At 72.6% G+C, this 21,148-nt stretch carries 21 protein-coding genes; 9 read left to right on the forward strand and 12 right to left on the reverse strand.

What is annotated here, in order from left to right; genetic code table 11:
- Positions 1 to 5: 5 nt before the first annotated feature.
- The 7 genes from nadC to P3T35_RS02965 all read right to left on the reverse strand — a co-directional run bounded on the left by nadC (position 6) and on the right by P3T35_RS02965 (position 6,986).
- The gene (gene nadC, locus P3T35_RS02935; RefSeq protein WP_101381251.1) at positions 6 to 971 is read right to left on the reverse strand and encodes a carboxylating nicotinate-nucleotide diphosphorylase; all 966 of its coding nucleotides are present in this window, start codon (positions 969 to 971) and stop codon (positions 6 to 8) included.
- A 3-nt stretch (positions 972 to 974) separates the two neighbouring features.
- Positions 975 to 2,660: an L-aspartate oxidase gene (locus P3T35_RS02940; protein WP_101381252.1), complete on the reverse strand. Its 1,686-nt coding sequence runs from the start codon at positions 2,658 to 2,660 to the stop codon at positions 975 to 977.
- Positions 2,661 to 2,670: 10 nt separating this feature from the next.
- Complete coding sequence (panD, locus tag P3T35_RS02945) at positions 2,671 to 3,090, reverse strand: aspartate 1-decarboxylase (RefSeq protein WP_101381253.1); 420 nt, start codon at positions 3,088 to 3,090, stop codon at positions 2,671 to 2,673.
- Positions 3,091 to 3,161: 71 nt separating this feature from the next.
- A complete protein-coding gene (gene panC, locus P3T35_RS02950) occupies positions 3,162 to 4,049 on the reverse strand; it encodes a pantoate--beta-alanine ligase (protein WP_101381254.1) in 888 nt (295 codons plus the stop codon).
- Positions 4,049 to 4,999: a DUF2520 domain-containing protein gene (locus P3T35_RS02955; RefSeq protein WP_280704048.1), complete on the reverse strand. Its 951-nt coding sequence runs from the start codon at positions 4,997 to 4,999 to the stop codon at positions 4,049 to 4,051. Before P3T35_RS02955 ends, panC begins: the two co-directional genes overlap by 1 nt.
- 65 nt (positions 5,000 to 5,064) lie before the next feature.
- Positions 5,065 to 5,760, reverse strand: a complete 696-nt coding sequence (locus tag P3T35_RS02960) for a response regulator transcription factor (RefSeq protein WP_101381255.1) — start codon at positions 5,758 to 5,760, stop codon at positions 5,065 to 5,067.
- A 20-nt stretch (positions 5,761 to 5,780) separates the two neighbouring features.
- Positions 5,781 to 6,986 (reverse strand): sensor histidine kinase, encoded by a 1,206-nt coding sequence (locus P3T35_RS02965; protein WP_101381256.1) that lies wholly within the window; start codon positions 6,984 to 6,986, stop codon positions 5,781 to 5,783.
- Positions 6,987 to 7,081: 95 nt separating this feature from the next.
- Here P3T35_RS02965 and P3T35_RS02970 point away from each other — a divergent pair, with 95 nt between their 5' ends.
- The gene (locus P3T35_RS02970; protein WP_101381257.1) at positions 7,082 to 8,074 is read left to right on the forward strand and encodes an SAM-dependent methyltransferase; all 993 of its coding nucleotides are present in this window, start codon (positions 7,082 to 7,084) and stop codon (positions 8,072 to 8,074) included.
- Positions 8,071 to 9,228 carry an NADH-quinone oxidoreductase subunit D gene (locus tag P3T35_RS02975; protein WP_101381258.1) on the forward strand — a complete coding sequence of 386 codons (1,158 nt, stop codon included), beginning with the start codon at positions 8,071 to 8,073 and terminating at the stop codon, positions 9,226 to 9,228. The genes P3T35_RS02970 and P3T35_RS02975 overlap by 4 nt, the downstream gene beginning before the upstream one ends.
- Before the next feature lie 38 nt (positions 9,229 to 9,266).
- On the opposite strand, the gene P3T35_RS02980 is transcribed toward P3T35_RS02975, so the two are convergent.
- Together P3T35_RS02980 and P3T35_RS02985 are read right to left on the reverse strand one after the other, a co-directional pair.
- The gene (locus P3T35_RS02980; protein WP_101381259.1) at positions 9,267 to 10,112 is read right to left on the reverse strand and encodes a hypothetical protein; all 846 of its coding nucleotides are present in this window, start codon (positions 10,110 to 10,112) and stop codon (positions 9,267 to 9,269) included.
- 49 nt (positions 10,113 to 10,161) lie between these two features.
- Entirely contained in the window at positions 10,162 to 10,917 is a 756-nt protein-coding gene (locus P3T35_RS02985) for an alpha/beta hydrolase (protein ID WP_101381260.1), read from the reverse strand.
- A 118-nt stretch (positions 10,918 to 11,035) separates the two neighbouring features.
- On the opposite strand from P3T35_RS02985, the gene P3T35_RS02990 reads away from it, so the two are divergent.
- The 5 genes from P3T35_RS02990 to P3T35_RS03010 all read left to right on the forward strand — a co-directional run bounded on the left by P3T35_RS02990 (position 11,036) and on the right by P3T35_RS03010 (position 16,182).
- Positions 11,036 to 11,977 (forward strand): Ppx/GppA phosphatase family protein, encoded by a 942-nt coding sequence (locus tag P3T35_RS02990; RefSeq protein WP_101381261.1) that lies wholly within the window; start codon positions 11,036 to 11,038, stop codon positions 11,975 to 11,977.
- A gap of 119 nt (positions 11,978 to 12,096) precedes the next feature.
- Positions 12,097 to 12,924 carry a sugar phosphate isomerase/epimerase gene (locus P3T35_RS02995; protein WP_280704109.1) on the forward strand — a complete coding sequence of 276 codons (828 nt, stop codon included), beginning with the start codon at positions 12,097 to 12,099 and terminating at the stop codon, positions 12,922 to 12,924.
- 32 nt (positions 12,925 to 12,956) lie between these two features.
- Positions 12,957 to 13,721 carry a class I SAM-dependent methyltransferase gene (locus P3T35_RS03000; protein ID WP_101381263.1) on the forward strand — a complete coding sequence of 255 codons (765 nt, stop codon included), beginning with the start codon at positions 12,957 to 12,959 and terminating at the stop codon, positions 13,719 to 13,721.
- 94 nt (positions 13,722 to 13,815) lie between these two features.
- Entirely contained in the window at positions 13,816 to 15,660 is a 1,845-nt protein-coding gene (gene ilvD / locus P3T35_RS03005) for a dihydroxy-acid dehydratase (protein ID WP_101381264.1), read from the forward strand.
- A 36-nt stretch (positions 15,661 to 15,696) separates the two neighbouring features.
- Entirely contained in the window at positions 15,697 to 16,182 is a 486-nt protein-coding gene (locus tag P3T35_RS03010) for a hypothetical protein (RefSeq protein ID WP_101381265.1), read from the forward strand.
- 3 nt (positions 16,183 to 16,185) lie between these two features.
- Here P3T35_RS03010 and P3T35_RS03015 read toward each other — a convergent pair whose 3' ends face one another.
- The 3 genes from P3T35_RS03015 to P3T35_RS03025 form a co-directional block, all read right to left on the reverse strand.
- A complete protein-coding gene (locus P3T35_RS03015) occupies positions 16,186 to 17,454 on the reverse strand; it encodes a hypothetical protein (RefSeq protein WP_143676857.1) in 1,269 nt (422 codons plus the stop codon).
- Between the two features lie 104 nt (positions 17,455 to 17,558).
- The gene (locus P3T35_RS03020; protein WP_101381267.1) at positions 17,559 to 18,005 is read right to left on the reverse strand and encodes a hypothetical protein; all 447 of its coding nucleotides are present in this window, start codon (positions 18,003 to 18,005) and stop codon (positions 17,559 to 17,561) included.
- Between the two features lie 75 nt (positions 18,006 to 18,080).
- Positions 18,081 to 18,551, reverse strand: a complete 471-nt coding sequence (locus P3T35_RS03025) for a hypothetical protein (RefSeq protein WP_101381268.1) — start codon at positions 18,549 to 18,551, stop codon at positions 18,081 to 18,083.
- 443 nt (positions 18,552 to 18,994) lie between these two features.
- On the opposite strand from P3T35_RS03025, the gene P3T35_RS03030 reads away from it, so the two are divergent.
- Positions 18,995 to 20,323 (forward strand): NDP-sugar synthase, encoded by a 1,329-nt coding sequence (locus P3T35_RS03030; RefSeq protein ID WP_101381269.1) that lies wholly within the window; start codon positions 18,995 to 18,997, stop codon positions 20,321 to 20,323.
- A gap of 38 nt (positions 20,324 to 20,361) precedes the next feature.
- A complete protein-coding gene (locus P3T35_RS03035) occupies positions 20,362 to 21,060 on the forward strand; it encodes an NAD(P)H-binding protein (protein WP_101381270.1) in 699 nt (232 codons plus the stop codon).
- Positions 21,061 to 21,148 lie beyond the last annotated feature (88 nt).

The raw sequence follows: 21,148 nt of genomic DNA on the forward strand, positions 1-21,148 counted from the left end.
GAGCGTCAGGAGCGCAGGTCCAGGCCGATGTCCAGGACCGGCGCCGAGTGGGTCAGGGCGCCGACCGCCAGGTAGTCGACACCAGTCTCGCCAACCGCCCGCGCGGTGGCCAGGGTCAGGCCGCCGGAAGCCTCCAGCTTGGCCCGGCCGGCCACCAGCTGGACGGCCTCCTTCAGCTGCTCGACGGTGAAGTTGTCCAGCAGGATCAGCTCCGCCCCGGCGTCCAGCACCGGCGGGATCTGCTCCAGGTGGTCGACCTCGACCTCCACCGGCAGCTCCGGGTAGGCCGCCTTGACGGCCCGGAAGGCCTCGGCCACGCCGCCGGCGGCGACCACGTGGTTGTCCTTGATCAGCGCGGCGTCGGAGAGCGACATCCGGTGGTTCACGCCGCCGCCGCAGCGCACCGCGTACTTCTGCAGCGAGCGCAGGCCGGGGTGGGTCTTGCGGGTGTCCCGGACCACCGCGCCGGTGCCCTCCAGCCGGTCCGCCCACGCCCGGGTGGCGGTGGCGATGCCGGACAGGTGGCAGAGCAGGTTGAGCGCGGTGCGCTCGGCGGTCAGCAGGTCGCGGGTGCGGCTGCGCACCGAGAGCAGCACCTGGCCGGCCTCGACCCGGTCGCCGTCCTCGACGTGCCGCTCGACCTCGAACTCCTCCTCGCAGATCAGCGAGACCACGGCCTCGGCGATCCGCAGGCCGGCCACCGTGCCGGCCTCGCGGGCGGTGAAGTCGGCGGTGGCCACCGCGTCGGCCGGCACGGTCGCCACCGAGGTGACGTCCTCGCCGCCGGCCAGGTCCTCGGCCAGTGCCAGGGTGGCGATGTCCTCCACCTCGACCGGGTCCAGGCCGGCCTCCTCCAGCAGCTCGGCCAGCGCCGGGTCCAGGCCGGTCTCGTAGCCCTCGGCGTCGCCGCAGCCGCAGCTGTCGCCGCAGCCGCCCGGCTCCTCGGCCATCGGAAGGTGCTCGTGGGCCATGTGTCAGTGCTCCTCTGTGCTCTCGGCGAGCGTGCTGTCGGTCAGCCGGACGCCGGTGGTGTCCAGGGTGGTGATCAGGTGACGCTGCCAGCGGGCATCGTCGCGCTCCGGGTGGTCCTCGCGCCAGTGGCAGCCGCGGGTCTCGGTGCGAGCGCCGGCGGCGGTGACCAGCGCGGTGGCGACCAGCAGCAGGTTGGCCGCCTCCCAGGTCTCCACCCGGGGATCGGCCGGCTTCTGCTCGGCGGCGTCGGCCGCGGCGTCCCGGCTCAGCTCCGCGAGGCCGGCCGTGGTCTCGGCCAGCGACTCGGCCGAGCGCAGCACGCCGGCGCCGCGCGACATCAGGTGCTGGATCCGGGCCCGGGTCTCCGGCGCGGGCAGCGGGACGGGCTGCGCGGCCGCGGCGGCCGCCACGTCCACGGTGCGCTCCGGCAGCTCGCCGGCCCGGTGGCGCTCGGTCAGGTCGGCGGCGATCCGCTCGGCGAAGACCAGGCCCTCCAGGAGCGAGTTGGAGGCCAGCCGGTTGGCGCCGTGCACACCGGTGCAGGCCACCTCGCCGCAGGCGTACAGACCCGGCACCGAGGTGCGCCCGTGCAGGTCGGTGCGCACGCCGCCGGAGGCGAAGTGCGCGGCCGGGTAGATCGGGATCGGCTCGGTCACCGGGTCGATCCCGTGCGCGCGGCAGGACGCCAGGATGGTCGGGAACCGCTCGGCCCACATCTCGGCGCCGAAGTGCCGGCCGTCCAGGAACATGTGGTCGGCGTCCTGGGCCTGCATCCGGCGGGTGATCCCCTTGGCCACGATGTCGCGCGGGGCCAGCTCGGCCAGCTCGTGCTGCCCGACCATGAACCGGATGCCCGCCGCGTCCACCAGGTGGGCGCCCTCGCCGCGGACCGCCTCGGAGACCAGCGGCTGCTGGCCGTGCGCCTGCGGACCGAGCCAGAGCACCGTCGGGTGGAACTGGACGAACTCCAGGTCGGCCGCCTCGGCACCGGCCCGCAGGGCCAGCGCCACGCCGTCGCCGGTCGAGACCGCCGGGTTGGTGGTGGCCGAGAAGACCTGGCCCATGCCGCCGGTGGCCAGCACCACGGCCCGGGCCCGGATCGCGCCCACACCGTCCCGCGCGCCCTCGCCCATCACGTGCAGGGTGAGGCCGGCCGCGTGGCCCTCGGCGTCCTTGAGCAGGTCGAGGACCATGGCGTGCTCGACCAGCTCGATGTCGGGGGCGCGGCGGACGGCGGCGACCAGCGCCCGGGATATCTCGGCCCCGGAGGCGTCACCGCCGGCGTGCGCGATCCGGCGGCGGTGGTGGCCGCCCTCCCGGGTGAGCATCAGCTCGCCGTCCGGGTCGGTGTCGAAGGCGGCGCCCTGCTCGATCAACCGCCGTACCGCACCCGGGCCTTCGGTGACCAGGACCCGCACGGCCGGCTCGTCGCACAGCCCGGCGCCGGCCACCAGGGTGTCGTCCAGGTGCTGCTCGGGGCTGTCGCCCTCGCTCAGGGCGGCGGCGACGCCACCCTGGGCCCAGCGGGTGGAGCCGTCGTCGAGCATCGCCTTGCTGACGACCGTCACTCGCAGGCCGGCCTGGCGCGCTCCGAGCGCGGCGGTGAGCCCGGCCACGCCGGAACCGACCACCACCACGTCGGTGTCGGCGGTCCAGCCCGGGCGGGGGGCGGTGAGACGATGGGTCACGGCGGTGCTCCTAGCGGGTGTGCACGGCGTCGCCGCGCAGGGTGTCCGTGCCCGGCAGCGCCTCGGCGGCGTCCGACCCGGTGCCGGTGATCTTGTTCTCGGCGTCCACGAAGACCACGGTCGGCTCGAACTCCCTGGCCTCGGCGGTGTCCATCTGCGCGTAGGCGATCAGGATCACCAGGTCGCCGGGGTGGACCAGCCGGGCGGCGGCGCCGTTGATGCCTATCACGCCGGTGCCGCGCGGCCCGGCGATGGTGTAAGTCTCCAGCCTGGCGCCGTTGTTGATGTCGACGATGTGGACCAGCTCGCCGGGCAGGATGTCCGCCGCGTCGAGCAGGTCCTGGTCGATCGTCACCGAGCCCACGTAGTGCAGGTCGGCCTGGGTCACGGTGGCCCGGTGGATCTTGGACTTGAACATGGTGCGAAGCATGGTCACGCCTCCTCTGAGTGCATGCCTGGGGGTTGCTTGCCGGTGGTCGAACGTACCGGTGGTCTTGCCGGCTATCGAACGATGATGCGGATGTTGTCGATCAGGCGGGTGGCACCCACCTTCGCGGCGATCGCCAGCACCGCCTCGCCCTGGAAGTCGTCCGGCGCCTCGACGAAGTCGTGCGGGTCGATCAGGGCGAGGTAGTCCAACTCGACGCCGTCGGCGGCCTCCAGCACCTCGGCGGCGGCCGCGCGGACCGCCGCCGGGCCCTGCGCGCCCGCGTCGCGGCCGGCGAACAGCGCTCGCGAGAGCGCCAGCGCCTGCTCGCGCTCGGCCTCGGAGAGGTAGCGGTTGCGCGAGGAGAGCGCCAGGCCGTCCGGCTCGCGGACGGTCGGCACCCCGACGATCTCGACGTCGAAGTCCAGGTCGGCCACCATCCGCTGGATGACGGCCAGCTGCTGGGCGTCCTTCTCACCGAAGAACGCGTAGTCCGGGTCGGTGATGTGCAGCAGCTTGGCCACCACCGTCAGCATCCCGTCGAAGTGGCCGGGGCGGCTGGCGCCCTCGAACCGCTCGCCCATCGGCCCCGCGGTCAGCCGGACCAGCGGCTCGCCGTTCGGGTAGACCTCCTCGGGCAGCGGGGCGAAGACCACGTCGGCGCCGTTCTCCTCGGCGAGGCGCACATCGGCCGCCAGGGTGCGCGGGTAGCGGTCCAGGTCCTCGTTCGGGCCGAACTGCAGCGGGTTGACGAACACCGTCACGGCGACCCGGCCGTCCCGGCCGACCTGGCGGCGGGCGGCCCGGATCAGCGCCGCGTGACCCTCGTGCAGCGCGCCCATGGTCATCACCACGGCGTTGTCCACCGGGTGCTCGTCCGGCCAGAAGGCGGACTCGAAGTCCTCGACGGTGTGGGTGAGCCGGGTGCCGGCCGGCTTCGCGGCGGGCTTGGGGCGGGCCATCAGTGCATCTCCTCGTTGAGTACGTCCAGCAGCGAGGCCGCCGCTTCTTCGTTGAGCGTCCCGTGCGCCAAGGCGCGCTGGGCGGTGGCCCGCGCCATCGCCCGGTAGGCGGTCGGGATGTCCGGGGACACCGTAGTCAGCTGCGCCAGGTGGCGGCGCACGGTGCCGGCGTCGCCCCGGGCGACCGGGCCGGTCAGCGCGGCGTCGCCGGAGCGCAGGCTGTTGTCCAGGGCCGCGCCGAGCAGCGGGCCGAGCATCCGGCCCGGCTCGGCGACACCGGCGGCGCTCAGCAGCTCCATCGCCTGGGCCACCAGGGTCACCAGGTGGTTGGCGCCGTGCGCCAGGGCGGTGTGGTAGAGCGGGCGGACCTCCTCGGGCACCCACTCCGGCTCGCCGCCCATCTCCACCACCAGGGCCTCGGCCACCGGGCGCAGCTCCTCGGGGGCGGTCACCCCGAACGGGCAGCCGGCCAGCCGGGCCAGGTCGACCGAGGTGCCGGTGAAGGTCATCGCGGGGTGCAGCGCCAGCGGCAGCGCGCCGGCCCGGGTGGCCGGCTCCAGCACCGCGACGCCGTGCGCGCCGGAGGTGTGCACCAGCAGCTGGCCCGGACGGACCGCACCGGTGGCGGCCAGCCCGGCCACCAGGTCGGCGAGCGCGTCGTCGGGCACGGTGAGCAGCACCAGGTCGGCGGCGGCCAGCACCTGCGGGGGCGACACCAGGCGCACCCCGGGCAGCAGGGCCTCGGCGCGGCGGCGCGAGGCGGTGGACACCCCGGCGGCGGCCACCACCTGGTGGCCGGCCAGCTGCAGGGCGGCGCCCAGCGCGGGGCCGACCCGGCCGGTGCCGACCACGCCGACGGCGAGGCGCGCCGGGCGCTCCGCGGGGTCCTGAAGGTCCCCCCGGACGAAGTCCCAGGGAGGGCCGGCGGGGGAGTCGAACGAAGAGCTCACGGCGTTCCAGTCCTCTACGGGTACCAGACGGTCCGTCCCATCCTACGGCCCGGCCGAGAGTGGGCTCAGCGGCCGCCCGCCTTGAGCAGTCCGGCCTCGTAGGCGAGCACCACGGCCTGCACCCGGTCGCGCAGCCCCAGCTTGGCCAGGATCCGGCCGACATGGGTCTTCACGGTGGCCTCGGAGAGCGTCAGCCCGGCCGCGATCTCGCCGTTCGACCGGCCCTGGGCGACCAGCAGGAACACCTCCCGCTCGCGGTCGGTGAGCGGGGCCAGGGCGGTCGGCCCGGTCGGCGGCTGCGTGACGGGCAGCACCTCGGCGAACCGGTCGATCATCCGCCGGGTGGTGCTGGGGGCCACCACCGCGTCGCCCGCGTGCACCGCGCGGATCGCGCTGACCAGCTCCGGCGGCGGCACGTCCTTGAGCAGGAAGCCGCCGGCACCGGCCTTGAGCGCGGTGAAGGCGTACTCGTCGAGGTCGAAGGTGGTCAGGATGAGCACCTTCGGGGCGCCCGGCCGCGGCAGTCCGTCGTCGTCCAGGCAGATCCGGCGGGTCGCCTGCACGCCGTCCAGCCGGGGCATCCGGACGTCCATCAGGACGACGTCGACGGCGGCCCCGCCGGGCCCGGCGAGCACCTCCAGGGCGGCGGCGCCGTCGCCGGCCTCGGCGGTGATCTCGATGTCGGGCTGCGACTGGAGCACCATCCGGAATCCGGTGCGCAGCAGTTCCTGGTCGTCCACCAGCATCACGCGGATGGTCACGTGGGTCCTCTCCGTGGGGGTCATCGGGCGGCCTTGAGCGGGAGCACCGCGCGGATCCGGAAGCCGCCGCCGGGCCGCGGCCCGGCGTCCAGGCTGCCGCTGACCATGCCGATCCGCTCCCGCATGCCGATCAGGCCGTGGCCCTGGCCGTCGGCACCGCCGTTGGCCAGCTGCTCGTCGGTGCTGCCGCGTCCGTCGTCCTCGATCACCACGTTCAGGTCGCGGTCGCCGAAGTCCACCGCGACCCGGGCGCTGACGTTGGGCCCGCCGTGCTTGCGGACGTTGGTCAGGGCCTCCTGGACGATCCGGTAGACCGTCAGCTCCACCCCGCGGGGCAGCTCGCGCGGGGTGCCGGAGGTGGTGAACTCCACCGGCAGACCCGCGGTGCGGACCTGCTCCAGCAGCTCGGGCAGCTCCTGCACGCTGGGCTGCGGCACGTACTCGTCGGTGGTGTCGGCGGTGCGCAGCAGGCCCAGCAGCCGGCGCATCTCGACCAGCGCCTGGCGCCCGGTGGTGGCGATGGTGCCGAGCGCCTCCTTGGCCTGGGCCGGTGAGTTGTCCATCACATAGGCGGCGCCGTCGGCCTGAACGATCATCACCGAGACGTTGTGCGCCACCACGTCGTGCAGCTCCCGGGCGATCCGGGCCCGCTCGGCGGCCACCGCCACCTTGGCCTGGGCGTCGCGCTCCCGCTCCAGCCGCTCGGCCCGGTCCTCCAGCTCGGTGAAGTAGGCGCGGCGCACCCGGGTCAGCCGGCCCCAGGCCCAGCAGAGGATGAACGGGGTGGAGAGCAGGGCACCGACGAAGGCCCGTTGCAGCACGCCGCGTCCGGGGGGCGCCGAGTCGACGCTGCGCCAGTACTCCTCCAGCATGGCCAGCGGACCGGCCAGCAGGCCGCCGGTCAGGGCCAGCCGGGACACCCACTGGGCGCCGAACGCGGCCCCGGTGTAGGTGAAGACCAGGTAGCCGATCGAGGAGAACTGCGGCGGGACGGCCAGGGCCACCTGGAGCAGGCCGAGCCCGAGGCCGGCGGTGACCGCCAGCGCCGGCCAGCGCCGCCGGACCACCATCAGGCAGCCGATCAGCGTGGTGATGACGAAGTAGCCGGTCCGGTGCCAGGCGTCGTCGCTGAAGTGGGACACCAGCGACAGGAGGACCACCAGGACTGCCCAGGCACCGTCGACCACCATCGGGCGTCCGCGAAGCCAGGCATAGAGTCGATGCACATGACCAAGCCTAGGCAGGCGAAAGGGGCGTACCCGTCCACCGGGAGAGCGATCCGGGCATCGTCCGCAGGTCGGAGGCCGGTACCGTCACCGGCATGACGTGGATGCGCTGGCGCCCTGCCATGGAGCGGGCCCTGTACGCGGCCGAGGACGGCTTCTACCGCCGCCCGGAGGGCCCGGCCGGGCACTTCAGGACGTCCGTGCACGCCTCACCGCGGTACGCCGAGGCGGTCGGCCGCCTGCTCCTGGAGGTGGACGAGGCGCTCGGCCGTCCGGAGGGGATCGCCCTGATCGACGTCGGGGCCGGCCGCGGTGAGCTGGTGGGGCGGCTGGCGCGGCTGCTGCCGGGGCGGCTGCGGGCCTACGGGGTGGAGCTGGCCGCGCGGCCGGACGGGCTGCCGCCCGAGGTGCGCTGGCGCGAGACGGTGCCCGAGGGGGCGGTCGGGCTGCTGTTCGCCAACGAGTGGCTGGACAACGTGCCGCTGGACCTGGCCGAGCGGGACGACGCCGGGGTGCTGCGCTACGTGGAGGTGGACGAGAGCGGGGCGGAGCGGCTCGGCGGGCCGCTGGAGCCGGCGGACGCCGCGTGGGTGGCGCGCTGGTGGCCGGAGGGGGAGCGCTTCGAGATCGGCCGGCCGCGGGACGAGGCCTGGGCGGCGGCGGTCGGCGCGCTGGAGCGGGGGCTCGCGGTGGCGGTGGACTACGCGCACCGCCGCCAGGACCGGCCGCCGTTCGGCACCCTGACCGGCTTCCGGGCCGGCCGGGAGGTCGCCCCGGTGCCGGACGGCGGCTGCGACCTGACCGCCCATGTGGCGCTGGACGCGGTGGCCGTTCCCGGTTTCCACAGCCTGTGGACGACGCAGCGGGACGCCCTGCGGGCCCTCGGGGTCTCCGGGGTCCGCCCGCCGCTGGCCCTGGCGAGCAGCGACCCGGCCGGCTACCTGCGGGCGCTGGCCGGTGCCGGGGAGGCCGCGGAGCTCACCGCGAGCGCCGGCCTGGGCGGCTTCGGCTGGCTGCTCCAGGCCGTCCGGATGCCGATACCGCAGAGCCTGGCGGGGCTGCCGGGATGGCAGACTCTGGAAACATGAGCAACCTCAGGGAGACCACGGTCGGCGTCGGTGCGGGAGCGGAGACCACCGCCACCGACATGGTGCTGAACATCGGCCCGCAGCACCCGGCCACCCACGGGGTGCTGCGGCTGCGGCTGCTGCTCGACGGCGAACGCATCGTCGAGGCCGAACCGATCATCGGCTACATGCACCGCGGCGCCGAGAAGCTCTTCGAGGCCCGGGACTACCGGCAGATCATCATGCTGGCCAACCGGCACGACTGGCTCTCCGCCTTCGGCAACGAACTGGGCGTGGTGCTCGCCGTCGAGCGGATGCTCGGCATGGAGGTGCCGGTCCGCGCGGTCTGGACCCGCACCCTGCTGGCCGAGCTCAACCGGGTGCTCAACCACCTGATGTTCCTCGGCTCCTACCCGCTGGAGCTCGGCGGGATCACCCCGGTCTTCTACGCCTTCACCGCCCGCGAGGAGCTCCAGCACGTGCTGGAGGAGGCCAGCGGCGGGCGGATGCACTACATGTTCAACCGGGTCGGCGGCCTCAAGGAGGACCTGCCGGCCGGCTGGCTCGGCCGGGTGCGTACGGCAATCGCGGCGGTCCGAGCCCAACTGCCGGTCTTCGAGGACCTGGTGCTGGGCAACGAGATCTTCCGGGCCCGCACCGCCGGGGTCGGGGTGCTCTCCCCGGAGCACGTGCGCGCGTACGGCGTCACCGGCCCGATCGCCCGGGCCAGCGGCGTCGACTTCGACCTGCGCCGCGACGAGCCCTACCTGGCGTACGGCGAACTGCGGGACGTGCTCAGCGTGGCGCTCCGCGAGGAGGGCGACTGCCTGGCCCGCTTCGAATGCCTGCTGGAGCAGACCGCCAACTCCCTGGACCTGGCCGACGCCTGCCTCGACCGGCTGGCCCAGCTGCCCGCCGGCCCGGTCAACCTGCGGCTGCCCAAGGTGCTCAAGGCCCCCGAGGGCGAGACCTACGCGTGGACCGAGAACCCGCTCGGGGTCAACGGCTACTACCTGGTCTCGCGCGGCGACAAGACGCCGTGGCGGCTCAAGCTCCGCTCGGCGTCCTTCAACAACATCCAGGCGCTCACCGAGCTGCTGCCCGGCACCCTGGTGGCCGACATGGTCGCGATCCTCGGGTCGATGTTCTTCGTGGTCGGGGACATCGACAAGTAGGCGACGTCGCCACGTAGGCAACATCGCCAAGTGGCTTGCTACTCGGCCGACTTGGCCTTCTTGCCGCGCTTGCCGTCGGCAGGGTGAGGCGCCAGCTTGCGGTCGCCCTTGGCGGCGATCCGCTGCTCGCACAGCTCGGCCAGCACCGCGTACGCCTCGGCGCCCATCAGCTCGATCAGCTCCGGCCGGTAGCTGACGTACACCGGCTTCGAGGCCTGGTGCGCCTCCGGGCTGCTGGTGCACCACCAGTGCAGGTCGTGGCCGCCCGGACCCCAGCCGCGCCGGTCGTACTCGCCGATCGACACCTGGAGGTAGCGGGTGTCGTCGGGGCGGTCGATCCAGTCGTAGGTGCGCCGGATCGGCAGCTGCCAGCAGACGTCCGGCTTGGTCTCCAGCGGCTCCTTGCCCTCCTTGAGCGCCAGGGTGTGCAGCGCGCAGCCGGCGCCGCCGGCGAAGCCCGGGCGGTTGAGGAAGATGCAGGCGCCGTCCACCCGGCGGGTCTGGCGGTCGCCGTCCTCGTCCAGCATGGTGATGCCGCCGTCGAGCTTCAGCCGGCCCTTCTTGTCGGTGCCCTCGGCGAAGTACTGCCAGGTCTCGGGGGTGAGCCGGCGGGCGTGCCCGATCACCCGCTGCTCGTCGTCCTCGTCCGAGTAGTGCGCGCCCAGCGTGCAGCAGCCGTCGGACTCGCCGCGGCCGGGGCGGATGCCGTGGCAGCCCTGACCGAAGATGCAGCCCCAGCGGGAGGTCAGCCAGGTGAGGTCGCAGCGGAACACCTGGTCCTCGTCGGCGGGGTCGGCGAACTCGACCCAGGCGCGGGGGAAGTCCAGCCCGACCTCGGGGAGGGGCTTCTTGCTGGTGGGGGCGGGGATGTCGATGGCGGCCACCCGGCAAGGGTAGGGCAGCCGGGTGGTGTTCCGTGTCGGGGTGCGCGGCTCAGGCGGCCAGATAGTCCTCCAGCGCCTTGGCGAACGCCACCGGGATCTCGTACATCGGGTAGTGGCCGGAGTTCGCCAGCACCTCCAGCTCGGCGCCCGGATAGAGCGGCAGCCAGGTGCTCTCCATCAGCTCCCGGGTCAGCGCCAGGTCGTGCTCGCCGACGAAGACCTTCACCGGCAGCTCCAGCCCCGCCACCTTGGCGGCGAAGTCCTGCCCGGCCCAGTCCTGGAAGTAGGCGGCGAAGGCGTCCACCCGGGAGGTGGCGCTGGAGCGGGCGACCATCCGGTCCAGCCAGACGCCCTTGGCGCGCTGCCCGGTCACCAGGTCGAGGATGATCCGCCGGGCCGTGAAGTTCTGCGCCGCGGCCTCGAACAGCTCCCGCTCCTCGTCGCTCAGCCGGTAGGCGCCGGCCATCACCGGCGAGATGCCGACCAGCTTGCGCACCCGGTGCGGAGCCTCGGCCAGCACCAGCTGCGCCGCCTTGCCGCCCATCGAGTGCCCGACCAGCGAGAAGGTCTCCCAGCCCAACTCGTCGGCCAGCGCCAGGGTGTCGCGGGCGATCTCGGCCAGGCTGTAGTCACCGGGCTCGGCGACCCGGTCCCCGTAGCCGCGGTAGTCGAGCATCGCGTAGGAGAACGCCGACCTGTCCAGGTAGTCGAGGAACGGACCCCAGCCGGCGGTGGTGCCGAACCAGTCGTGCAGCACGATGACTTTGTGCTCGCCCGAACCGTGTCGGCGGTGACTGATCGTCATGTTCAGTTGGCTCCCGGGTAGGAGGGATCGTCGGTATCCCAGGCTGACGCCACGACGACTCGATCAGCAATCGAACACGCGGGATTTCCGCAGGTGCCGTGGCGTAGCGTGGTGAATTATGCGACTTGGTGTCCTCGACGTAGGTTCCAACACGGTGCACTTCCTGGTGGTGGACGCCCACCCGGGGGCCGCGCCGCTGCCCGCCTACTCGCACAAGGCGGAACTGCGACTGGCCGAGCTGCTGGACGAGCGGGGCGCGATCCGCGAGGACGGGATACACCGGCTGATCGACCACATCTCCTCCTCGCTGCGGGTCGCCGAGGACAAGGGCGTGGTGGACCTGCTGCCGTTCGCCACCTCGGCGGTGCGCGAGGCCGTCAACGGCGAGGCCGTGCTTCAGCGGGTGAAGGAGGAGACCGGCGTCGAGCTCCAGGTGCTCTCCGGGCAGGACGAGGCCCGGCTGACCTTCCTGGCGGTGCGCCGCTGGTTCGGCTGGTCCTCCGGCCGGCTGCTCGACCTGGACATCGGCGGCGGCTCGCTGGAGATCGCCTGCGGTATCGACGAGCAGCCCGACGCCGCCTTCTCACTGCCGCTCGGGGCCGGCCGGCTGACCGCCGTCATGCTGCCGGACGACCGCCCCGACCCGGCGGCGGTGCGCGAGCTGCGCCGGCACGTCCGGGCCCAGATCGCCACTGTGGTCGGCGAGATCTCCCGGCTCGGGCCGCTGGACCACGCGGTCGCCACCTCCAAGACCTTCAAGCAGCTGGCCCGGATGACCGGCGCGGCCCCCACCGAGGCCGGTGCCCGGGTGCCGCGCAAGCTGAGCCGCAGCGGGCTGGCCGCCTGGGTGCCGCGGCTGTCGACCATGACGCCGGCCGAGCGGGCCAAGATCCCCGGGGTCTCCGAGGGCCGGTCCAGACAGCTGCTGGCCGGCGCCCTGGTGGCGGACGCGGCGATGGACCTGTTCGGTCTGGACGAGCTGGACATCTGCCCGTGGGCGCTGCGCGAGGGCATCATCCTGCGGCGGCTCGACTCCATGGAGGGCACTGGCTCCCGCTGATCGAACGAGAAGCGCATAACCTGATGGGCGTGGAACAGGAGAGCGGCCGGCCGGGGCGCCGGGTGACCAGGCGGAGGGAGCAGCCGCGGCGGGACCCGCTGCTGCGCACCACCGACCGGCTGGTGCTGCCCCGCCACCCGGTGCTGCACGTCCCCGACAACAAGATCGTGCTGTCCACCGCATCGGTCTATCCCGACAACACCCGGATCGCCTTCGAGCTGGCCGCCAAGCTGGGCTACGACGGCATCGAGGTGATGGTCTGGAACGACCCGGTCAGCCAGAGCCTGCCCGCCCTGCGCGAGCTCTCCGAGCGCTATGCGATGCCGATCCTGGCGGTGCACGCGCCCTGCCTGCTGATCACCCAGCGGGTCTGGAGCACCGACCCGTGGACCAAGCTCAAGCGGGCCCGGGCGGCGGCCGAGAAGCTGGGCGCGGACACCGTGGTGGTGCACCCGCCGTTCCGCTGGCAGCGGCAGTACGCCAAGGAGTTCGTCCAGGGCATCGAGCGGATGGCGGGCGAGACGGCGGTGAAGTTCGCCGTGGAGAACATGTACCCGTGGCGCTACAAGGACCGCGAGATGCTCGCCTACGCGCCCGGCTGGGACGTCACCGAGGAGGCCTACCGGCACTTCACGGTGGACCTCTCACACGTCGCCACCTCCCGGATCGACGCCTTCGAGATGGTCGACCGGATGGGCGACCGGCTGGCCCACGTGCACCTGGCCGACGGCTCCGGCTCCGGCAAGGACGAGCACCTGATCCCGGGGCGCGGCAAGCAGCCGTGCGCCGAGGTGCTGGAGCGGCTGGCCCGCACCGGCTTCGAGGGCCACGTGGTGCTGGAGGTGAACACCCGCCGCTCCGGCTCGCCGGCCGAGCGGGAGGCGGACCTGGCTGAGGCGCTGGCCTTCACCCGGCTGCATCTGGCCACCGGGGCGCGCGTACTCTGACGGCAGGACGCGAACCGTTGGGGAGTGGGCAGATGACAGACCTTCAGCACCAGGCTCACGCAGGCTCCTTCGGCGCGGTGGCCGCCGAGTACGACAAGGCCCGGCCGTCCTACCCGCCGCGGCTGTTCGAGGAGATCGAGCGGCTGGCCGACCGCCCGCTGCGCGGGGCCGACGTGCTGGACGTGGGCGCCGGCACCGGGATCGCCACCCGGCTGCTGGCCGAGCGCGGTGCCCGGGTGATCGCCGTCGAGCCGAGCGGCGGGATGGCCGCCCAGCTGCACGCGGTCAGCCCCGGGATCCCGGTGGTCAAGGGCGTCGGCGACGAACTGCCCTGCCACGACGCGAGCGCCGACCTGATCACCTACGCCCAGGCGTTCCACTGGACCGACCCCGACAAGTCGATCCCCGAGGCGATCCGGGTGCTGCGTCCGGGCGGGGCGCTGGTGCTGTTCTGGAACCTCAAGGACCGCTCGGTGGACTGGCTGGGCGAGCAGGAGCGCCGGCACGCGGCGGCCCTGCCCTCGTACCACTACTACGGCACCATGAACGCCGTCACCGAGCCGCTCTCCCGCTACCCGCTGGACGTCTTCGGGGCCAAGGTGCGGTGGGAGCGGACCATCACGGTGGACGACGTGATCACCGACCTGCGCTCCAAGTCGTACTTCGCGGTGGCCGAGCCCGAGCTGCGCGAGTCGGTGCTGGCCGACGACCGGGCCTGGCTGCTCGGGCTGTTCCCGGACGGCCGGGTGGTGGAGCCGTACACCGTGGACCTGACGGTGGCCGTCAAGCCCCGTTGACGGGACTGACCGCGATGCGGACGGTGCGTCCGTTCCCCGGGACGGCGGCGTAGGCTCGGCAGACACCAGCCGCCCTAACGGAGTGGAGAAGGCAGTGCCCGAGCTGAGGTCCCGAACGGTCACCCACGGTCGCAACATGGCAGGCGCCCGCGCGCTTCTGCGGGCCGCCGGCGTAGCCCGCGAGGACTTCGGCAAGCCGATCATCGCGGTGGCCAACTCCTTCACCGAGTTCGTGCCGGGCCACACCCACCTGCAGCCGGTCGGCCGGATCGTCTCCGAGGCGATCAAGCAGGCCGGCGGCATCCCGCGCGAGTTCAACACCATCGCGGTGGACGACGGCATCGCGATGGGCCACGGCGGCATGCTCTACTCGCTGCCGTCCCGCGACCTGATCGCCGACAGCGTCGAGTACATGGTCAACGCGCACTGCGCGGACGCGCTGGTCTGCATCTCCAACTGCGACAAGATCACCCCTGGCATGCTGATGGCCGCGCTGCGCCTCAACATCCCGGTGGTGTTCGTCTCCGGTGGCCCGATGGAGGCCGGCCGGGCCACCCTGGTGGACGGCACGGTCCGCCGCCTCGACCTGGTCAACGCGATCTCCGACGCGGTCAACGAGTCGGTCTCCGACGCGGACATCGCGATCATCGAGGAGAACGCCTGCCCGACCTGCGGCTCCTGTTCCGGGATGTTCACCGCCAACTCGATGAACTGCCTGACCGAGGCGATCGGCCTGTCGCTGCCGGGCAACGGCTCGGTGCTGGCCACCCACACCGCCCGCAAGGCGCTCTACGAGCGGGCCGGGCGGACCGTGGTGGAGATCGCCACCCGCTACTACGAGCAGGACGACGAGGCGGTGCTGCCGCGCAACATCGCCACCCGCGCCGCGTTCGAGAACGCCATGGCGCTGGACATCGCGATGGGCGGCTCCACCAACACCATCCTGCACCTGCTGGCCGCCGCCCAGGAGGCCGAGCTCGACTTCGACATGCGGGCCATCGACGCCATCTCGCGCAAGGTCCCGTGCCTGTCCAAGGTCGCCCCGAACGGCAACTACTACATGGAGGACGTGCACCGGGCCGGCGGCATCCCCGCCATCCTGGGCGAGCTGCACCGCGGCGGGCTGCTCAACGAGGACGTGCACACGGTGCACGCCGACTCGCTGACCGAGTGGCTGAAGACCTGGGACATCCGGGGCGGCTCGCCGTCCCCCGAGGCGGTCGAGCTGTTCCACGCGGCCCCCGGCTGCGTGCGCAGCGCCGAGGCCTTCTCGCAGTCCGAGCGCTGGGAGTCGCTGGACACCGACGCGGCCGGCGGCTGCATCCGCAGCGTCGCCCACGCCTACTCGGTGGAGGGCGGCCTCGCGGTGCTCTACGGCAACCTGGCCGAGGACGGCTGCATCGTGAAGACCGCCGGGGTGGACGAGTCGATCTGGACCTTCTCCGGCCCGGCCGTGGTGGTGGAGTCGCAGGAGGACGCGGTGGACGCGATCCTCGCCAAGCGGGTCAAGGAGGGCGACGTGGTCGTCATCCGCTACGAGGGCCCCAAGGGCGGCCCCGGCATGCAGGAGATGCTCTACCCCACCTCGTTCCTCAAGGGCCGGGGCCTGGGCAAGGCCTGCGCGCTGATCACCGACGGCCGGTTCTCCGGCGGCACCTCGGGCCTGTCGATCGGCCACGCCTCCCCGGAGGCGGCCTCCGGCGGCACCATCGCGCTGGTCGAGGACGGCGACATCATCTCGATCGACATCCCGGCCCGCTCGGTCAGCCTGGAGGTCTCCTTCGAGGAACTGCACGAGCGCCGGATGCGGCTGGAGGAGAGCGGCGGCTACCGCCCGGCACACCGCGAGCGGCAGGTCAGCCAGGCGCTGAAGGCCTACGCGGCGATGGCGACCTCCGCCGACAAGGGCGCGGTGCGGGACGTCACCAAGCTCGGCTGATCCGGCCGGCCCGACCGGTCGGCATAATCGATTGATGTGAACGACGTGACCGCGCCCGCCCCCGAGCCCATCCGCTTCTTCGGCACCAGCTGGGTGGCCAGAGGCGCCGACTACTGGCTGCGGCGGGCGGCGGTCACACTCGGGGCCCTGGTCACGGTGGTGGCCGGGGCCCTGGTGCTGCGGTTCGCGGTCGCCGGGGTGGCGCTGTCCCAGTCGGGCGGCCTGGTGAACGGGCTGCTGCTGTTCGCCATCGCGCTCTGCACCTTCCTGGCCGGGGTGCGGATGTGGAAGATCCTCACCGACGGCCGGGACACGCTGACCGGCTGGATGGCCGAGGACCGGTCGCTCGGCGCGGTCTGGCTGATCGGCTGCGTCGGCTCGGCGGCCGCCTACTTCTTCCGCAGCCTGGTCGAGGCCCCGGGCGAGGCGGTCCAGCGGGCGGCCTGGGAACAGGCGAAGGCCCGGACCGCGAAGCGCGATGCGCGGCGGCCCGGGCGTCCGGGTGGGAAGAAGAAGCGGTAGGGGTCAGGAGCGGGTGATGGTGCCGCACTGGCCGTCGCCGGGGCCCGGCTTGGTCCGGTCGTACGGGTCGAAGCTCTGGCTGGGGTTCGGGCTCGGGTCCCCGCTGGGCCGGTGCTCGCCCCGGAACTCGGGTTCCAGATAGCCGTCGTGGGCCCCGCAGAAGTTGTTGCCCCGGTCGGCGAACCAGTGCTTCAGGTGCACCTTGCCGGCCTCGACGTCGAAGTGGTCCGGATCGTAGAACCGGAAGTCCACCGTGCGGTGGACGATCTCGCGGGTGACCTTTGCGGACGGGTCGAGTGCGACCAGGCTCACGGACTGGGCATTGCCACTGGCCGACGGCGCCGGCGCACTGGCCGACGGCGTCGGCTGGTAGCGCTCCGGGCCCGGTACCACGGCGTAGACGAAGATGTAGTCCGCGTGGACCAGGGACCCGTTCTCGCCATCGCCCTCGAAGGTCATCTGGCCCTGCACCCTGACCTCGTTCACAGCCGGAACGGCGGTACGGGGGTTGAACCGGCTGAACAGGAACGCGCCGTCGTGTCCCTCGCGGGGGTTGGCCAGGTCGTCCTGGACCGGCGTGAGGCTCTTCTGGTCGAGCATGTCCAGGGCCCGCTGCGGGGTGCCACCGGCCAGCGCGGCGGGGTCGAGGTTCGCGGCGACCATGAAGTCCTTCGCCTGCTGGAGCTGCTTCGCGACCTCGTCCTGGCCGAACACCCCGACCGGCTGCGCCTGCGGCAGCTGGATCCCGTCCGCACCGCTCGACCAGCTCACCGCCGGGGAGTTCGCCCACGGGTGCGCCACGGTCGGCGTCTTCGGGTCCTCGGTGGGCGGCGCGCTGGTGGGTGCGGTGGTCGCGGCGGCCTGCGGGCTCGGCGCGGTGCTCGCCGCGCTCGGGCCGCCCGGTGTGCCGAAGTTGTCCTGGTACCAGCCGTGCAGCCCGTTCACGTTCAGGGCCGCCGCCACCACCGCGATGGTGAGCAGCACGAAGATCGGGGTCTGCCAGTTGCGCTTGGTCCTGCGCTTGTTGCCCCAGGGGTCGACCCGCTTGGCCTTGCGGCCGAACCGGCTGCGGCGGATCTCGGCGGTCGGCGGGCGCCACGGTTCGGCGGGCTGCGGCGGCTCCTTCTTCCAGCGCGCGGCGAGCATCCGGGTGCGTCCGGACTGCTCCTTGACGGCGGCACCCTTGATGAACTCCTCGTCCAGAACGAGGTTCGCGAACGGATCAGGCTCTTCGCCGTGGGGACGCGGCTCGGGGTCTTCGGCTATCGGCACGCGGGTCAGTATGCAGACGCGCCACGGCACCCGGCGCACCGGGTGGTGCCCCGGTGATCACCCGGTGTGCGTTCTGCGGTGATTCCTCCTCAGGTGACCGCCGCTCAGCTCCGCCTGGCTCCCTTGACCGAGCCGACCACGCCGGCGACGAGCAGCAGCAGGCCGGCGGGCAGCAGCGAGGCGAAGACCGCGCCGATCACGCCCCAGTCGCCGAGGAAGGTCAGCGTCAGGGTGGTGAGTGCCCACAGTGCGACGGTGCCGGGCATCGCGGACTGCCAGGGGTGCTCCTCGGCCCAGCGGCGCAGTCGCCGGTCGCCGGTGTCCCGGCGCAGCCGGCCGCCGACGGTGCCGACCAGGAAGAAGAAAAAGAGGCCCCAGCCGACCGGGCCGGCCAGGATGGACGTCGACCAGTGGCCGGTGACCACGTCCACGCCCAGGGCGGCGCCGCCCACCACCGCACCCACGGCCGCGGCGGTGCGCCACGGTCCGGTGGTGGCGGAGGCGACGGCCAGGTGGCTGTTCTCGCGTCGCGACAGATCTCCGTGTCCCATGCCTCTACGGTGCTCCTCGCGAGGCCCCGGGGCCAGGGTCGACACCCCTGAGTTTTCCCCTACGGGGCGGTGGCGTCACGGGGTGTCGGGCGGGTGGCTGCTCGGTGCCGCCTCGACCAGCATCGGCCAGCCATGGCTGCAGGCGTGCTCGGAGAGCTCCGGGTCCGGGCCGACCACCCGGGGGTTGCCGACCACGCTGAGGGTGCGCAGGCCGTCGGTGTGGTCGACGTAGCCGAAGCAGCGGGAGGCGTCCAGGCCGAGCAGGATGATCGCCTCGACCACGGTGACCACGCCCGGGTCGTCCTCGGGGCAGGCCGGCTGCTCGGGCTCGGGGCGCACCACCAGGTCGGCGCCGATGCCGAGGGCCGCGATGCCGTGCTCCGCGGCGGCGTGCGGCTGTTCGAGGGTGTCCCGCGGGGCCACCAGGACCAGGAGGTCGCCGGCCGAGCGGTGGCGTTCCACGGCCTGCCGCAGCGCCCGGCGCGACCGGTGGCAGCGGTGCCTGTCCCGCAGATCGAAGAATGCGGCGCGCGTCGGCTCCACCATGATCCTGCCAATCCCCCCTCGGCCCCAGGCCTGCGTTACGAAGATATCCCGTCCTTTCGAGCGGCCAGGGGGTGGGCATGGACATTTTTTTCTATTCCTGACGCCTCGCCAATCGGGTTTCCGCCAATGGTCGGCAGACGACGTGACGGTGGGTCAGGGCGTTAATTCCAGGTGTCCGGATCACCCTGGATTGCACCTGTCTGGCGACTTGGCCCGGAATCGTCCCAGAGCGACGGAAACGCCCGGGGGGAGATTCGGGCATATAGGTCCGTTTTTTTTGTGTCATGATCACGACATCCCCCTCTGGGGTCTGATGCCGACATGACGATAAGGGGTACATTCCGCCACGCAGTTGACTCTCTCGTTGACACGCTGTGACTCCTGTTGTTGAGTCTTACTGGACGAAGTCGCCAACGTGGGGATGCGAGATGGGTGGCGCAGACATGGGGACCGTTGGGATCATCCTTGCCGGCGGACGAGGTGAGCGTGCCAAGCCGATCACCCTGGAGTCGGCCGACTACATCAGAAGCAAGGCGCTGATCCCGTTCGTCGGGCGCCGGCTGATCGAGTGGGTCGTCGATGCCTGCCGCGAGCAGGGCATCCGTCGTTTCTACGTGGTGGCGCAGGGGCTGGAGAACCGCAGCCAGATCATGCTGCTGCTGGGCCACGGCGAGCGGTACGGCGTCGAGGTCCGCTATTCCCGGCCGAGTTTCGACCGGTACAACGTGGGCTCCGGCGCGGCCACCCTGCACAACCTGGAGGAATGGGACCTGGTCGAACAGGCCCTGGTCCTGCCGGTCGACTCGGTGTTCGACTTCTCCCTGGCCGAGCTCACCGAGACCCACCGCAGCACCGGCGCCGTGGTCACCGTGGCCTCGGTCGCCCGCACTCCGCAGGAGGTGGCGGGCAAGTACGGCGCGATGCGGACCGATCCGCGCGGCCTGGTCTCCGGCTTCGTCGAGAAGCCCGACCTGGCGCGGATCGCGGACCTGTTCCCCGAGACCCGGAACGACGCCGAGGCGCTGATCCCCACCAACGCCGGCATGTACCTGGTCGACTGCGCCCGGCTGCGCCAGGCCGCCCGGGAGCCGGAGCTGATGCGCCAGGCGCAGCAGCGCCTGGACTGGGGCGGCGACCTGCTCCCCACCCTGGTGGGGCGGGGCCTGCCGGTGGCCACGCACCGGATCGCCCGGCTCGGCGACCTGGGCAACGTCGAGGACTACCTGATCACCCTGAAGGACGTACTGGCCGGCGACTATCCGCTGATGAACCAGCTGATGGACAAGCCGGACTCGGACACCGGCCGGTACTGGATCCACGAGACGTCACTGGCCACCCGGGACGAGATCACCGGCACCACGCTGGCCGACAAGATCGAGGACGGCAGCGTGGTGATCGGGCCCGGGGTCCGGATCGGCCGCCACGTGGCGGTCGGCAGGGACGTCCGCCTGGAGTACGCCGACGTCGGAGACGGCGTCGAGCTAAGGGCCGGAGCCCGGCTGAGTCGGAGCTCCTGCGGAGATGCGGCGGTGATAGGCCCATACGCCGACATCAGCGACACCTACGTCGGCCCCATGGTGGAGATCCAGTCGGACCGGGAGCACCCGGTCCGACTGGAGGGTTTCTCGGCCCTGGGAGACGGCGTGCAGCTCTGGCCGGGCTCGCGGCTGTCGGGGGTCAGCGTCTACCCCCGGCTGCGGGTACCGGCGATCGCGAACCTTCCTTCGGGCACCCGGCTGACCAGCTCGGACGACATCCTGCGCTGGATCTGACGGGGCCCGTGACGGCCGAGGCTTAAGGAGAGAAGGCGATGGACAATCCGGTGGTGGTGGTCGGTGGTTCCGGGCGGGTCGGCCGGATCATCGTGCAGCGCCTCCTGGAACGTCGGGAGAGTGTCTGTGCGATCGGGCGCAGCGGCCACCGGGCCCGTCGGCACCTGGCACCGGGGGCCGCGTTCAGCGAGGGCGACGTCAGGGCCCCGAAGACCCTGAAGGCGCCGCTGGCCGGGTGCTCGGCGGTGGTCTACTGCGTCGAGCCCGGGACCGAGAACCACGGTCCCGACCGGCCTGAGACCACGATGTACCAGGGGGTGCGCAACGTGCTGGCGGCCGCGACCGCCGGCGCCAACCGCCCCCACGTCGTGCTGGTCAGCCAGCTGCACGCGACCCACCAGGGGCATCCGCTGAACGCCTACGGGCGGCTGCTGTCCTGGCGGTTCGCGGGCGAGGACCTGCTGCGCGAGTCCGGACTGCCGTACACCGTGGTCCGGCCGGGCTGGCTGATCGACGACCGTGCGGCCGGCCATCGGGTCCGGCTGGACCAGGGCGACCAAGGCACCGGTCAAGTCACCCGGGACGACGTTGCCGAGTCCTGCGTCCAGGCGCTCTACACCCCGGCGGCCCGCGGGGTGACGTTCGAGATCTTCAACGAGCCCGGCACGCCGCTCCCGTCATGGGGAGCCGCGTTCGGTGCGCTGAGCTGGGACCGGACCCCGGTGGGTCTGACCTAGCGCCGGGGCCCCGGACCCGTCCGGGGCCAGTCTTCTCCGCCCGCACCCGTGCGCGCGTCTGTCGGCGGAGAGCGCGGCCGCTCATTCC

Origin of the sequence: Kitasatospora sp. GP30 (genome assembly GCF_029892145.1) — a bacterium.
Taxonomy (GTDB): domain Bacteria; phylum Actinomycetota; class Actinomycetes; order Streptomycetales; family Streptomycetaceae; genus Kitasatospora; species Kitasatospora acidiphila.